The organism is Acinetobacter sp. YH01019 (assembly GCF_013420285.1).
Classification (GTDB): domain Bacteria; phylum Pseudomonadota; class Gammaproteobacteria; order Pseudomonadales; family Moraxellaceae; genus Acinetobacter; species Acinetobacter gandensis.
In genome coordinates, this window is the sequence record NZ_VOYM01000018.1 from 16,106 (window position 1) to 31,882 (window position 15,777).

The window sequence follows — 15,777 nt, forward strand, 5'->3', positions numbered from 1 at the left end:
GCGCTTACTCCACAAAACGGCCTTTGATGGCAAACAAACCTTGTGGACGCTTTTGAATAAACAAAATCACAAGAACCAGTAGAATAATTTTCGCAAGCACAGCACCCATCCCAATTTCTAGCACAGTACCGCTGACACCCAAGCCCAGTGCAGCCAACACCGCACCCCAAACTTGACCGACACCACCAACCACGACCACCAAGAATGCATCAATGATGTAGTTTTGACCCAAATCTGGCCCGACATTGCCGACTTGTGCCAAGGCACAGCCTGCTAAACCTGCTAGCCCCGAACCGAGTCCGAATGCCATCATGTCAATGCGGCTGGAGCGAATACCGACGGCGCGTGCCATTTGACGATTCTGTGTTACCGCGCGAACAAATAGACCAAAACGGGTTTTATTCAGTAAATAGACCAACAGCAGCAATACAGCGATGGTGAAACCGATAATGGCAATCCGGTTGTACGGCAACATCAAACTTGGAGTTAATGCAATCCCGCCGGATAGCCATGAGATATTTGACACTTCAACATTCTGCGCACCGAACACCATGCGGACCAATTGCATCAAAATCAGACTGACCCCAAAGGTCGCCAATAAGGTTTCAAGCTGACGACCGTACAAAGGCCGAATCACCGTGCGTTCTATCAACATGCCAATCAAAGCACTGACTAAAAATGCGGCAGGAATCGCAGCAATTAAGTACCAATCGACATAACTACTCAGATAGCTCTTGAATAAACTTTGCACCACATAAGTGGTATAGGCACCGATCATGATCAGTTCACCATGCGCCATGTTGATGACGCCAAGCAAACCATAAGTAATGGCTAAACCTAATGCTGCCAACAGTAAAATGCTCGCAGTGCTTAACCCTGAAAATACATGTCCTGTCCATTCGCTGGCTTGAATACGGGTTTTAATTTTACTTTTTGCTTCGGTTAATACGGCCTTTAATTCAGGGTGTAATGCACCTTGTTGTAATTCTTGTTCCACCATGGCAAGTACATCTGGACGGTTAGACGCTTGTAATACTTTTGCCGCCTGAATTTTGATGAGTAAATCTGAATTTTGATAATCCAATCGTGCTTTAAGCTGCGCTAAGCGAGCTTTAACCTGATTATTTTTTTCATTTAAATACAATTGATTGATGCTTTGAACATCCAATTCCGCCAAATTATTTTCTAAAATATCAATGGCATTGAGACGCTGTGATAAATCATCCGATTTTAGCTTTTCTTTGGCTTGAGCGAAGGTCAACGCTTTACGCAACGTATTCACCAAAGTCACTTGCGCTAGATCTGCTGGCCAGTCTGTGACGACCTGTAAATCTGGATAACTGAGTAAACGATCGTCTGCTTCTAAAATATAAGTTTGACCTGCATTTGCCGTGTAGAGCTGATCTTTTTCTACATAAGCAGCCAGTTGATCTAAAGACTCAATACTGGACGGCCATTTATTGAGTAAATTTCGACGCTCAGCAAAATCACCACGTACAAATTGCTGAATCGCATCTGTTTGTGCGCTGCTTTGAACAGTATCAATGTTTATAGTGTTGTCTGTTGTGAGCTCAGCATGCAGTATTTGTAGGCAAAGTAACTGGCTCAGCAATAAAAAAATGATCGGGAAATGACGTAATTTATTCATCTTATTAGCATCCCTATTGAGCTATTGAAAAACCCTGTCCAGGGAAAAATCAAATCAGTAAAAAATGCCTGCAACCGAAGCAGCAGGCATCATATAAATTTCTTATTTAGGGATGTACGGACTCCATGGCTCCGCAGCAATGGTTTTTGGTGTTTTGTAGACCACATCAAACTGACCATCAGCTCGAATCTGACCAATCATGACTGGTTTGTGTAAATGATGGTTATTGGCATCCATTTGTAGTGTATAACCCGATGGTGCTTTGAATTCTTGACCTGCCATAGCATCACGGACTTTATCAACATCGGTGGTCCCGGCTTTTTCTACCGCCTGTTTCCACATGTTGATGCCGACATAAGTCGCTTCCATTGGGTCATTGGTTACAAATTTATCCGCATTCGGTAATTTGTAATCCACGGCATATTTTTTCATTTTGCCAATGAAATCCGTATTCACCGGATTTTTCACGGCCATGAAATAGTTCCAAGATGCTAAGTGACCCACCAATGGCTTGGTATCAATACCCCGTAGTTCTTCTTCACCCACGGAGAATGCCATCACTGGAATATCTGAGGCTTTGATGCCTTGGTTACCCAATTCACGGTAGAACGGTACGTTAGAGTCTCCATTAATGGTGGAAATCACTGCCGTCTTTTTACCTGCAGCAAATTTCTTCACATTGCCCACAATCGTTTGATAGTTACTATGACCAAACGGCGTGTATTCTTCCATGATGTCGGCATCTGCAATACCTTTCGACTTTAAGAAAGCACGTAGAATTTTATTGGTCGTTCGTGGGTAAACATAATCCGTACCGAGCAGTACAAAACGCTCAGCTTTACCGCCCTCCTCACTCATCAAATATTCCACTGCAGGAATGGCTTGTTGGTTTGGTGCAGCACCGGTATAGAAAATGTTTTTCGATTGTTCCTGACCTTCGTATTGCACTGGATAGAACAATAAGCCATTCAACTCTTCAACCACAGGTAGCACAGATTTACGCGATACCGAGGTCCAACAACCAAAAATTACCGCAACTTTGTCTTGCGTAATTAACTGACGGGTTTTTTCTGCAAATAAGGGCCAATCAGATGCAGGATCGACTACTACAGGTTCTAATTTTTTCCCTAACACCCCGCCATTGGCATTAATTTCATTAATCGTCATTAAGGCCGTATCTTTCAGCGAAGTTTCCGAAATCGCCATGGTCCCAGACAGTGAATGTAAAATACCGACTTTAATCGTATCGCCACTGCTTGCCGCAGCCTTCGCCTCTGGCTTTGCTTCTTCAGTTTTTTCTGCAGATTTTGAACATCCTGTTAATGCCAGCGTCCCCATTATTGCCGCTGCAAGTAAATTTTTAGACATTTTTTTGTGTTGCAACATCATCATTTCTCCAACTGGATTGGTGCACTTTTGACATGCAGGTGTTTTATTGTTATTCCCTACAATTCAATTTTTATGCCAGTACAGAAATACATCTTGCTTTTGCCGCGTTATTTAGGACTCAATTTAATAAGTAAAACAATATCTTAAAAATCATCCACTATTTTTTCTTATAGCGATTTCTATGGGTACTTTTATTAATATTTGCGACTTGATTAAGTTCTGTCGTTCCAGTTTAAAGAAAGCTCAGTTCAAAACTGTCCGAATAAAGTGCACAGCAGCACGCCCAAAACGCACAGTTTTTGTTCAAAAATTCATCGTCAGCCACAAAAAAGCCCGCGTATGCGGGCTTTTTTTCTTTTGCTGAAATTTCAGTTTAAACCGCCAAATCAGCCAAATTACCTTTTTGCTCTAACCAATGTTTACGGTCAGAAGAACGTTTTTTCGCAAGGAGTTTATCCAGTAACCCTGCTGTAAAATGGGCGTCATCTAAATCAAGCTGCACCAAGCGACGGGTATCTGGATCCATAGTGGTTTCACGCAATTGACTGGCGTTCATCTCACCCAAACCTTTGAATCGAGTAATTTGTGGATTTTTGGTTTTGCATTTTTTCAAAATACTATTTAATTCTTCCTCATCCAGCGCGTAATGAACATCTTTATTATCATCAATACGGAATAGTGGTGGCATTGCCACAAACAAATGCCCTTCTTCCACCAAAATTGGGAAGTGTTTAACGAACAAAGCACAAAGCAACGTCGCAATATGTAGACCGTCTGAATCGGCATCGGCCAAAATACAAATTTTGCCATAACGTAATTCAGATAAGTCATCACTACCCGGATCAACACCAATCGCAATCGCAATGTCGTGCACCTCTTGCGATGCCAAAACTTCGTCTGAAGACACTTCCCACGTATTTAAAATCTTTCCGCGAATCGGCATGATCGCTTGGAAATTCTTGTCACGCGCTTGCTTCGCAGAACCGCCCGCTGAATCCCCTTCCACAATAAACAGTTCAGATTCTTCTAAGGTATGTCCCACACAGTCAGCCAGTTTACCCGGCAAAGCTGGGCCGGAAACGATTCTCTTACGTTCGACTTTTTTCGCTGCTTTTAAACGACGACCTGCTTTGGCAATCACCATTTCTGCCAGTTGCATAGCAATGTCAGAATTTTGGTTGAGCCATAATGCAAAAGCGTCTTTGGCAATATTCAACACGATACCTGATGCTTCACGACTGGACAGGCGTTCTTTGGTTTGCCCTGAAAATTGCGGCTCTTGGAATTTCAGTGACAAAATAAAATTCACGCCATCCCAAACATCTTCAGCTGACAATTTCATATTGCGCGGCAACAAGTTGCGTAATTCACAGAACTCACGAATCGCATCTGTCACACCTGAACGTAAACCATTCACATGCGTACCGCCTTGCGCAGTTGGAATCAAATTGACATAACTTTCTTGAATCTGTTCGCCGCCTTCAACGTTCCAGCAAATGGCAAATTCAGCACTGGCACGTTCAGCTTCCCCAGTTGCCACAAATGCAGGTACAGGCACGATGTCACGGTCTTGCAGCTCATCCATCAAATAGTCGACCAGACCATTTTCAAACTGCCATTCGATCTTTTCGTTGTTGATTTGATCGATATAAATAATCTGCAAGCCTGCCGCCAAAACAGCCTTGGCTTTTAAGTTGTGCTTTAAGGCTTTCAGAGCAAATTTAGGCGAATCAAAATATTTGGCTTCGGGCCAAAAATGCACAGTAGTACCCGTGGCACGCTTAGCACATTTACCTTCCAACACCTCAAGCGGTGCCACTGGAACGCCATGTTCAAAGGCCATTTTATATAAATTGCCTTGACGCTGAACTTCAACTTCAACACGATCTGACAGTGCGTTCACCACCGAAATACCCACACCATGTAAACCACCGGAGAATTGGTAGTTATCGGTACTGAACTTACCACCGGCATGTAATTTGGTCAGAATAATTTCAATCCCGCTTTGTCCATATTCAGGGTGAATATCAACAGGCATACCGCGTCCATTGTCTTCTACCGACAAAGAACCATCTTTATAAACCGTCACAGTAATTTTGTTGGCATGACCTGCAAGCGCTTCATCGACGGAGTTATCTATCACTTCCTGTGCCAAATGGTTCGGTCGTGTAGTGTCTGTATACATACCCGGACGGCGACGTACCGGATCCAGGCCAGATAAAACTTCAAGTGATTGAGCCGTATATTGCGTCACGTTGCAAAATTCCCTGCTTTTTGGTTAAAACATTTCTTCGAGCGCTACAGTATATGCTTTTTTAATAAATTGCATATCTCTTGGTATCAGCCGCCATTTTCTTAGTCAATTTATGCGTCAATTCATGTCGTAAAGCTGCTTTTTTGTATGATTAGACTGATTTTCGCTTTTCTTATGCCCGCTTATTTTTTACAGCATCTGCCAAAAACTGCAAGAGCATGGGTATTTTTTCTGCAAAGTTATCCATACCATGATTGCCACCGATTTCGGTCATGACCATTGCACAGCCCGCCTGTTCAGCACTGTAAAATTGCTGTGCATGCAGATAGTCCAAAGTTTCATCCCCTTGCTGCAATAAAACCAAAAGCTGTTCTGCATGAGCAATGTGACAAACAGCTAGGTGCTGCATTTCTGTCAATTGCGCATCATTAAGTGTCCAACTGTCAGTTACCACATAAGGCAAAGCCGTTTCACTAAATAAATCACGAAATAACTGCCAAGGACGTACCGCGGGATTAATCAACACAGCAGGCACGTGATACTTCGCCACTAACTGTGTGGCATAGAAGCCGCCTAAACTGCTGCCGACCAGTGCAACATCATCCAAAGTTTCAATCAATCTCGACATCTGATCCATGACCTGCTGCGGTGGCGCATTCAAGTCGGGCAAATGTACCTCTGTGTCGGGAAAACCTCGACAAAAGTCCCTTAATAACTGACCTTTGATTGAATTTGCACTACTTTGAAAGCCATGCAGATAAATTACGTTCATCATTTCGTCCTAAAACTAGTCTTTAAATTCAATGCAAAGTGTTTTATAAGTGAGAATCACATCACATTTTATTAAATTGTATTTTTAATAAAATTGTCTGACAAAAAGCTTTCACTGAGATGACTGTTCTCGGTATTGTAAAAGTTGTTCGTGAGAATTTATAAAATAAACAATGAGACACCACCCTTTTTCGCCAAAAATAAAAGTTAGAAAGAGGGTCTGAATGTAAGGATAGGAAAACGATGCCTAGCTTAACACCATTACATGAAACCTATTGTAAATGGGACCGCACACCGCCCAGCCAAGCTGATGTATTGGAAGGCTTGGCACAGTTGGTCACAATGCGTTTTAGCGATGTAGTGCATGACTTAATCAAAAACATTCAGCGTGAAATATTAATCAGCATTTTTGGCATGAGTGAACAAGGCTCGAAAGCCTTTCATAAACAGCCAACCATTGCTCGTATTTATGAATTTTCTTATAACACCTTTTTCAATTACGGCAATTATCTGCTTGCGCCTACTTTACGTAGCATTATTGAAAAATTCCCACGCTTACATGATAAAGCGCTCACACCCTCTTTGCATTTTCTAGTCGGTGCATTGAACGGGGTACTGGGTGATTATTTATTGAAATATCATAATCCGATGGCATTGCCTATGGTGGTATATGATCATTATGGTGCTGTCCAAAAGGGTGAACTAACTGGACGCGTTACCTTATTGGTACATGGTTTATGTATGAATCATTTGGAGTGGTCGACCAATAAATATGGTGGTATTGGCGAAAAATTACTCTCCCAGCGTGACCACAACACCATGCTGTATTTGAACTACAACACTGGACGTCGCATTTCCACCAATGGTCGCAGTCTTGCCAATACGATGGAAGATTTGGTACGTCGTAATCCAGGTATTACCAGTATTGATTTGATCGGGCACAGTATGGGCGGTTTAGTGTCACGAAGTGCGTTGTTCTATGGCAAACAAAACATGTATCAATGGATCCATCAGGTGGAAAATTTGGTTTGCCTTGGTTCACCACATCACGGTGCGGTACTGGAACGCTTTGGCTTTAATATTCAAGATAAATTGGGCCGATTCCCGCTGGTTAAAATTATTGGTCACATCGTGAATATTCGTAGTAATGGAATTCTAGACCTGCGCCATGGCAGTGTTCGTGATGATGATTGGGAACACAATGATGCCCGCATTGGTGACATGGACGATAACCGTAAGCCTGCCCCGATTCCATCACATATCAATACCTATCTGGTGGCAGGTACCATTGAGTTTGAGCACCGTCGTAATAAAACCCGACATGTGATTGGCGACTATCTTGTCAGTGTTAAAAGTGCTTTAGGGGAACACCCAAACCCACGCTACCAATTAAAAGTACCTGACTCGCATAAAGCTATTTTTTATGGCCTTAATCACTTTGAAATTCAATATCACCCGCTGGTGGCGGAACAAATTGTGCATTGGTTCTATCCTAATAGTGAAGATAAAGCCTTTGATCAAATTCATGAATTTATGTTGGATTTAGAAAGTTTGGAAGGTATTGCACTTACTTAATGCTAAATATAAAAAAGCCCTCAGATGAGGGATTTTTTATGCAGCGAAAAATTAGTATTTATCGCGTAGACGTTTCACAGGTGCCGTTTGATATTTACGCAATAACTGCCACAAACTGATTAAGGCCAACACAGCAAAGAATACAAATGACCATACTGGTAGTGACTGCCCCAAGAAGGTCCAATCCACTTTGGCACATTCACCTGAACCAGTCAGCACTTGTTCGAACACAGCCTTCATCGGTAAGGTTTCAACCCAATAGTCCAATCCCGGCCCACAGCTTGGTACTTTATCCGGTGGTAAGTTTTGCAGCCAAATATGACGGGCTGCAACACCAGCTGACCATAAAATAGAGAGGCTTCCCAATAACGCATAAATACGCTTGCCAAAGTTTGACGCTGGGTTATGTAAGAAAGCAATCAAAGAAATGATCCCTAACCCAATCAGTCCCACACGTTGAAAAACACAAAGCGGACAAGGTTCTAAGCCTTGCACATGCTCCAAGAACAGTGCAAATGACATCCCAATAACGCTAGCAACAAACAACAAACCACTGACGAAGCGAAAACTCCATTTCATGGTACATCCTCTTCATTATTATCTAAAATTTTTCAAATATTCTTCAAAGCTGATGCTGCTGTCTTGCTCAAGCTGCGCTTGTTTTTGCAAAGACTGTTCAGCTGCTTCAGCAAAATATGCGGCTGTTTCAGCACTTAATTGATGTTGTTCATACACATCTGCATGTTGCTGCGCCATAAAGCTACCAAAGCTCCATGTGCCCCCATGTTCTAACGTATCTTCAATCATACGAGCGGACAAGGTTTCATCAACTTCATCGATGCGTGATTGCATCACATGCATGGCCTTGCTGTAAATATCTGTATTGTATGAATCATCAAGCAATTGAGCCAATGGCTGTAACTGGCTCAAATACTGTTGGCACCATTCTTCAATCGCAATTGATTGACCATTTTGCAAAATTGCAGCATTCGGCGCACGACCACGGTTCACCACTTCAGCTTGATTGAGTTCAATTTCGTTTTGTTCAGCATCCAATAAAGCAGGGCTGTCTTGCAATAAACAATACAAAGCAACCACTTCTAGCAAGCCTGCAGTATGTTCATCAATACCAATTGGGCTGTACGGGTTCACATCGACCGCACGCAATTCAACATAGCCCACACCACGATTTTGCAGCGCTTCTGATGGCGTTTCACCCGCTTCAGGCACTTGTTTAGGACGGACTAAACTGTAGTACTCATTTTCTATTTGTAGCACATGGTCATTAATCTGAATCGGTTCGCCTTGCTCATCATTTAGACCTAAATGACTAAAGGCCGCATACGGGGTATGTACCGCTTTTTGTAGACCTTCTAAATAACCTTGAATATCGTTGTAGTGGATACCGAGTTGCTTTTGAGCAGAATTTTGATAGCCGAAATTGCCCATACGTAGAGCAGTGGAATATGGTAAAAATAACGTGCCTTTCATCAAAGGCAGCAATTGGTGGTCACGCCCTGTCATAAAGCATTTACACACAGATGGACTCGCCCCCACCAAGAACATAACCAATGGCGTTAGACGAATAAAGTTACGAATCAAAGCAAAATAACGATGGCTACGATAATCCTGCAAACTTAGTGCTTTTAAGTTGTCATCCGTTTCATGCTTTTGCAAAGCTTCGAAGAAATGATCAGGGAATGAAAGATTGTAATGAACCCCTGAAATGGTTTGCATGCGGCGGCCATAGCGCACCCCTAAGCCACGGCGATACAGGGTTTTAAAACGCCCAATATTGGATGTACCATATTGTGCCAAACGAATGCTGTCTTCTTCTTTATCCAGCATACATGGCATAGAAAGTGGCCATAACTTTTCGCCATTTTCCAAATGCGCATGGGTGACGGCATGAATATCTTTCAGATAATTCAACGCTTCTGAAATTGTTTCTTTTGGCGGAGTAATAAACTCCATCAAGGCTTCAGAATAGTCCGTAGTAATGTGCGGATGCGTCAATGCCGAACCCAAGGCTTTCGGGTGATCTGCTTGCGACAAAAACCCATTGCTTTGCATGCGCAGGCTTTCACGTTCAATGCCGCGCAACATCCCTTTAATCAGCGAAGAATCCACCCAAGTCGGTAAAATATCTTGAGAGGTCGATTCGGGTTGACTCATTGCTATCTCGCTTAATGGAAGAAACTACTAAAATAAAATCATCAGTTTATATCAGTATAACGCGATTTGTAGACAGCTTCTGACGCGCTGTATAGTTAAAGTACAAACCTAGATTTTATTTTTGGCAATTTTTTATCACAAACTAACTCTATATGACATTTGAAATTTGTGATTTTATGAACAAATAAATACAAACTATGTATAAAACTTATGAATTATCAAGATATTCTCGATTTTTGGTTTGCAGCGGAGAACCGCCCGAACTGGTTCGCCAAAAGCAATAATTTTGATGTTTTAATCGAAAAAAAGTTTAAAGCACTGCATCAACAAGCTGCTCAAGCAGAGCTTTGGTCATGGCGTAACAATGCTGAAGGGCGTTTGGCTGAAATTATCGTTCTCGACCAATTTTCTCGAAATTTATACCGTGATTCTCCGCTTGCTTTTGCCCAAGATGCATTGGCTTTAGCACTGGCACAGGAAACAATTAGTTTAGGACTAGATGAACATTTAACACCGGAGCAGCGCTCATTTTTATATATGCCTTTTATGCACAGTGAATCCGCAAAAATTCACCAAAGCGCGTTAGAATTATTTGAGAAGCTAGGCAATCCAATTAATTTAGATTTTGAAAAAAAACATAAAGTGATTATTGATCGTTTTGGACGTTACCCTCATCGCAATGCCGTGTTGGGGCGTAACTCAACCACCGAAGAATTGGAATTTTTAACCCAACCCAATTCAAGTTTTTAACGCTCGGCTTTTCGCCTTAGTTTCTCCCTTTGCGATGAACCGATATCAGGAGATGAACATGAATAAAATGATCATTGCCGCAGCCTTAACCACAGCACTCGGTTTGACTGGCTGTGCCACAACCCCATCAAAACCTTTGACCTTTGAACAACTCGGTCAATATTCTGCGACACCATTAAATGCGCAAAGCTACCGTATTAGCTTTCAAGCTCGCCCCAATATGAGCTATGGCACAGCAGAAGAAATTACTTTGGTCAAAGCTGCGCAAACCACACTACAAAATGGTTTCCAATATTTTAAAGTGATGGATGACCCAAGTAACCGTAGTCAAAAACCGCCAAGACAAGCGGTAATTTATCCTGACCCGATGCCTTATCCTTATGGTTATTACCGTCGCCACCCCGGATTTTGGCCAACACCGTTCTATGATGTACCACAAGTGGTGACGTTAGACCCAACCCAAGTGTCCTACAGTATCACCTGCTATAAAGATCGCGCCAAAGCACCACAAGATGCTTTTGATGCCCGTTTGATTTTGCAATCGCTCGGTGCTAAATATGGTCTAGACAGCCAAGGACATCCTTTGCCTGTTACAACTACTCCGACACAAAAATAATCAGACTGAAGAGACTTAAATATTGATGACGCCAACAGACCAGCCAAACGTTTCGCCGAGTCTACAACGCAGTAAACGCTTCGCTACGATTGCATTAGTGGTCGCAGTGCTCGCGTGGATTGCGTTGATGATCGCAGCCAAGCTTTTACCTGACTATGTTTGGCTGATTCATATTTTAATGCTTTCAGCTGAGGCTGGTGTGGTCGGTGGTTTAGCGGACTGGTATGCCATTACGGTACTGTTTCGTAATCCATTTGGTCGGATTCCAATTCCTAAATTTTTACGTGATCACACCGAAATTATTCCACGTAACAAAGCCCGAATTGCTGAATCGATGGGACGTTTCGTTCAAGAAAACTTTCTATCTCCTCAAGTGGTTCAAAAAAGTTTAAGTGAAACAGATCTATCTTTAGCTGTCGGGAAATGGTTAGCTAACCCACACAACAATGCTCAAGTGACCCAAGTCATTCAGCAAACTGTACCGAAAATTTTTGAATTTGTCGGTCAAGAGCAAATTGGACGTTTTATTCAAAACAACAGTGTGCAATGGGTACGAAATACTCAGGTCAATCATTTGGCCAGTGAGATGTTACGTGCTGTTTTAGAAAATGATTTCCATCAAGATGTGTTACAGCGCGGGCTCGATTTAGCCCATGATTGGGTCACACAGCATCCAGAACAAACCCGCGACCTTTCACGCCAGTTGTTTAAAGAACTTGGGGTGTGGAAGTTAGCTAAAGGGGCGAGTTGGATTGGCATTGATGTACAACAACGCACCATTGATTCATTGGTGAACCGTGTCGAATCTATGTTGGCCGATCCAGAACATCCTTGGCGTCGAAAAATTGAAGAAATGGCACAGCAACTCATGCATGAGTTGGCAGACAATCAAAGTGTAGCCAGCCAACGTTTGAATAGCACCAAGGACGCTTTATTAGACAGCCCACAAATGCTTAACTTTTTAAGCGGCGCTGTTGTGATTTTATGTGATGCGATTAAATCTGATCTACAAAAGCCGGACTCAGGTATTGCACAAAATTTAAGAGTCGCGATTCAACAAGTCGGGGAAAATATCATTTCCAATGTGGCGGTACGTCAATTACTCAATGAAAAAATGAGCGATATTGCAGTCAATTTATCAGATCAATACAGCGAAAAAGTCATCCGTTTTATCAGTGAACGCATCCACGAATGGGATTCACGTGAAATGATTGATAAAATTGAAAATGAAGTTGGTGGTGACTTGCACATGATCCGTGTAAACGGCGTTGTGGTGGGTGGCTTCATCGGTTTAGCACTAGGGATTATTCGTGCCTGTGTGGAATGGTTACCTCTCGGATAAAACACACCTACAAGGTAAACGTGGTTCTCCGTCAATTTGAGCTTTCTACTGAGAACCGCTAGAATTAAGCTTCCTACATGTATTAGAACAATAAAAGCTATGTCCCTTCGTCCCCTTTCAGCCCTCACTTGTATTGTAATTTTTAGTAGCTTGATTGGTTGCCAAACCATTTCTAAAACCAGTAATCAAGTCAGTGACAAAGTCATGGGCATGTTTGGTAAAGAAAAAATGCCTGAAATTGATAAAAAAGGTACGGTGGATATCAGTAAAACTACGCAACAACAGCTAGAAACTTTGCTCAACACCATGCCAAAAAATCAGTGGGTACTGATTGAAAATGATCAACAAGGCACATCAACACTTAAAAATAAATCGACTGATCAATTTACCTTAAGTCTTAAACTCAACTGTAATGTAGCCAATCAACGTCCAACCTTCAACCTCACCAACGCAGATGGACAAGAAATTTTGAAAGCCCATGACAGCAACAGCGGACAAATTCAATTCTTACTCGACAATAAAAATTACGGCAATCCTTTCGACATCAGCAATAGTACTAAATTTCAGAGCTTTAAAACTGCCATCGTACAAGCCAAAGTCATCAAGATATTTAATGCTTCTAAGCTTTATACTTTTCAAAATAATAAAGCTGAATTACTCACCAAAGCCGTTAGCTGTCGTAACACGCTTTAATCCGCAAAAAAGTCTTAATACCACAGTCCTCCAATGCAACTCGGCTAAGCCTCGCATATGTACTTCAGGCTTAGCCATTCAATCAATTGGGTTGCTATTTCTTAGGGGGAATCTGCCCTGACATATCTACCCAAAGACCCGTAAATTTACGCACAAATGGCAGGAGGGTTACCACAATAGGAAAAGCGATGGCCCAAGAAATCATCCAATTGTGAAACCACAAGGCCAAAAAGCCCTCAAACCACCCCAAATTGCGCAGCATATTAATAAATGAAATAATGCCGCTCATCAGACAAGAAAGAATAAAAGGCACAATAATCAATGCCCAACGCGCTGAGAGCTTGGGAACATTACCAAATATTTTAGGGGTTTCGTGTTGCATGCCCTCTCACCCTACATGGAAGCTATATGCTTGAAATTCACTTATATCGGTATTTTTCGATATAAGCAATCCCCGACTTTTATCGAATATTTTTTCTTCACATAAAATGCATTCACCTAAAGGGTGTGAAATTTGCTATATTTAACGTTTTTCTGCGACGTTTATTTTTCGACTGATTATGAATACGGCAATACAAGCAGCGCTCGATCATGCAGTGCAATCCCTTCAAGCTGAAGGTGTACTCCCATCTGACTGGAACAACTCAAGCAATTTGACTCGAACTAAAGACCGAAGCCATGGTGACTTTGCGTCGAACATTGCTATGATTGCCTCTAAAGCTGCGGGTATGAAGCCACGCGATTTAGCCGAAAAAATTCTCGCAAATCTTCCTGAAGTCGCAGATATCAGCAAAGCAGAAATTGCAGGTCCTGGCTTTATCAATTTCTTTTTGAATGCAGACCAACGCTTTGCTGTGTTAGACCAAATTCAGGCTCAGAAAGATCAATTCGGTCGTACCCAAGCCAATGCTGAAAAACGCGTTCAAGTTGAATTCGTTTCTGCAAACCCAACTTCTAGCCTACACGTGGGTCATGGTCGTGGCGCAGCATACGGTATGACGGTTGCTAATCTACTTGAAGCAACGGGTGCTAAAGTTGACCGTGAATATTATGTAAACGATGCTGGCCGTCAAATGGATATTTTGGCGACTTCAACCTATTTACGTTATTTAGAATTAACGGGTCAGGAATTGGTATTCCCTAAAAATGCATACCAAGGCGACTACGTTAAAGAAATCGCGCAAAGCATTATTGATCAAGACGGCGATGCACATGTACGTCCAGTTGCGGACATCTATAAAGATGTACCAGAAGACGTTCAATATGCAGCTGAGCTTGATGCTGAAGGCAACAAAGTGGTGCTTTCTGGCGACAAAGAAAAGCATATTGATGGTTTGATTCATAATTCTCAAAACCATTTGGCTGCAGGCTACCGTGTATTCCATCAAGCTGCGCTGAAAGCCATTCTTGATGATATTAAAGATGACCTTGGTGAGTTTGGTGTGACCTTCAACCAATGGTTCAGCGAAGCAACTTTGACTGAAAAAATCGATGAAGCATTACAAATGCTGGATCAACGTGGCTTCCTTTATGAAAAAGATGGCAACATTTGGTTTAAATCGACTGAATTTGGCGATGAAAAAGACCGTGTTGTTAAACGTCGTAACGGTCAAACCACTTATTTTGCCTCAGACATCGCATATCACCTGAATAAATTACAACGTGGCTATACAGACATCATCGATATTTGGGGTTCTGACCACCACGGTTATATCGCACGTGTAAAAGCAGCCATTGATGCTCTAGGTTATGACTCTAAAAAATTAACTGTACTATTAGTTCAGTTCGTGAGCTTGTGGCGTGGCGGCGAGATGGTACAAATGTCATCACGTTCAGGTCAGTTCGTTACTTTACGCGACCTTCGTAAAGAAGTCGGTAACGATGCTGCTCGTTTCTACTACGTGATGCGTAAATCAGAACAACACATTGACTTCGACTTAGACCTTGCTGTGTCACAAAGTAAAGACAATGCGGTGTACTACATTCAATATGCGCACGCACGTATCTGCCGTATGTTAGAAAAAGCAGTGGCAACCAATGTTCAATTCTCTGCTGAAAATGCTCGCCAGTTCGCTGCAAAACTTGAGCTTGAAGCTGAAACAGAAGTATTGGCTAAACTTGCTGCTTATCCTGAAATTGTTGTTCGTGCTGCAAACAGCTATGAACCACACCAAGTGGGTAACTACTTAAAAGAACTTGCTGCGCTGTTCCACGGTTGGTACAACGAAAATAAAGTATTGGGTGATGATGCTGAATTAACACAAGCGCGCCTATTACTTTCTGTTAACGTGCAACAAGTACTGCGCAACGGTCTTGAATTACTCGGTGTGAGTGCTCCTGAAAGCATGTAAGCAACCATTCATGTTACGAACACAATAGAAATTCATCGGGATCGCCCATGCACAAAAACAGCGCATGGGTTTAAGCGTCATCAATTGCATTGTGCTAAAAAGAATCCTTTTCAATACAGGCTCGAAATGAGCCTGTATTTCGTTTATATTCAGCAATATGTCCGTGTCATCTTGGCTGTGCTGAAATTGTGAAAATTAAACAAATTCCTGATG

The 15,777-nt window shown here is 42.2% G+C and carries 13 protein-coding genes; 6 read left to right on the forward strand and 7 right to left on the reverse strand.

Annotated features, from left to right (window positions below):
* Nucleotides 1–4: 4 nt before the first annotated feature.
* The 4 genes from urtB to FTT84_RS06555 form a co-directional block, all read right to left on the reverse strand.
* Nucleotides 5–1,648, reverse strand: a complete 1,644-nt coding sequence (gene urtB, locus FTT84_RS06540; RefSeq protein WP_180080541.1) for an urea ABC transporter permease subunit UrtB — start codon at nt 1,646–1,648, stop codon at nt 5–7.
* A gap of 102 nt (nt 1,649–1,750) precedes the next feature.
* Nucleotides 1,751–3,031, reverse strand: a complete 1,281-nt coding sequence (urtA, locus tag FTT84_RS06545; RefSeq protein WP_180080572.1) for an urea ABC transporter substrate-binding protein — start codon at nt 3,029–3,031, stop codon at nt 1,751–1,753.
* A 379-nt stretch (nt 3,032–3,410) separates the two neighbouring features.
* Nucleotides 3,411–5,291, reverse strand: coding sequence for a DNA topoisomerase IV subunit B (parE, locus tag FTT84_RS06550; protein ID WP_180080538.1), 1,881 nt, complete (start codon nt 5,289–5,291; stop codon nt 3,411–3,413).
* Between the two features lie 172 nt (nt 5,292–5,463).
* Nucleotides 5,464–6,063, reverse strand: coding sequence for a YqiA/YcfP family alpha/beta fold hydrolase (locus tag FTT84_RS06555; RefSeq protein ID WP_067761680.1), 600 nt, complete (start codon nt 6,061–6,063; stop codon nt 5,464–5,466).
* Between the two features lie 242 nt (nt 6,064–6,305).
* On the opposite strand from FTT84_RS06555, the gene FTT84_RS06560 reads away from it, so the two are divergent.
* Entirely contained in the window at nt 6,306–7,637 is a 1,332-nt protein-coding gene (locus tag FTT84_RS06560) for an alpha/beta hydrolase (protein ID WP_067761682.1), read from the forward strand.
* Nucleotides 7,638–7,688: 51 nt separating this feature from the next.
* Here FTT84_RS06560 and FTT84_RS06565 read toward each other — a convergent pair whose 3' ends face one another.
* Together FTT84_RS06565 and gshA are read right to left on the reverse strand one after the other, a co-directional pair.
* A complete protein-coding gene (locus tag FTT84_RS06565) occupies nt 7,689–8,216 on the reverse strand; it encodes a disulfide bond formation protein B (protein WP_180058001.1) in 528 nt (175 codons plus the stop codon).
* An 18-nt stretch (nt 8,217–8,234) separates the two neighbouring features.
* Entirely contained in the window at nt 8,235–9,812 is a 1,578-nt protein-coding gene (gene gshA, locus FTT84_RS06570; RefSeq protein WP_067761686.1) for a glutamate--cysteine ligase, read from the reverse strand.
* A gap of 210 nt (nt 9,813–10,022) precedes the next feature.
* Between gshA and FTT84_RS06575 the strand changes: the two genes are divergently transcribed.
* From FTT84_RS06575 to FTT84_RS06590, 4 genes are all read left to right on the forward strand, one after another.
* Complete coding sequence (locus FTT84_RS06575; RefSeq protein ID WP_180080535.1) at nt 10,023–10,562, forward strand: DUF924 family protein; 540 nt, start codon at nt 10,023–10,025, stop codon at nt 10,560–10,562.
* Between the two features lie 58 nt (nt 10,563–10,620).
* Complete coding sequence (locus tag FTT84_RS06580; protein ID WP_067761690.1) at nt 10,621–11,178, forward strand: hypothetical protein; 558 nt, start codon at nt 10,621–10,623, stop codon at nt 11,176–11,178.
* Between the two features lie 25 nt (nt 11,179–11,203).
* Entirely contained in the window at nt 11,204–12,520 is a 1,317-nt protein-coding gene (locus FTT84_RS06585) for a DUF445 domain-containing protein (RefSeq protein ID WP_180080533.1), read from the forward strand.
* Between the two features lie 99 nt (nt 12,521–12,619).
* Nucleotides 12,620–13,213: a hypothetical protein gene (locus FTT84_RS06590; protein WP_180080531.1), complete on the forward strand. Its 594-nt coding sequence runs from the start codon at nt 12,620–12,622 to the stop codon at nt 13,211–13,213.
* A 94-nt stretch (nt 13,214–13,307) separates the two neighbouring features.
* Here FTT84_RS06590 and FTT84_RS06595 read toward each other — a convergent pair whose 3' ends face one another.
* Nucleotides 13,308–13,595 (reverse strand): DUF2798 domain-containing protein, encoded by a 288-nt coding sequence (locus FTT84_RS06595; protein ID WP_067761696.1) that lies wholly within the window; start codon nt 13,593–13,595, stop codon nt 13,308–13,310.
* A gap of 178 nt (nt 13,596–13,773) precedes the next feature.
* Here FTT84_RS06595 and argS point away from each other — a divergent pair, with 178 nt between their 5' ends.
* Nucleotides 13,774–15,564, forward strand: a complete 1,791-nt coding sequence (argS, locus tag FTT84_RS06600; protein ID WP_067761698.1) for an arginine--tRNA ligase — start codon at nt 13,774–13,776, stop codon at nt 15,562–15,564.
* Nucleotides 15,565–15,777: the final 213 nt, after the last annotated feature.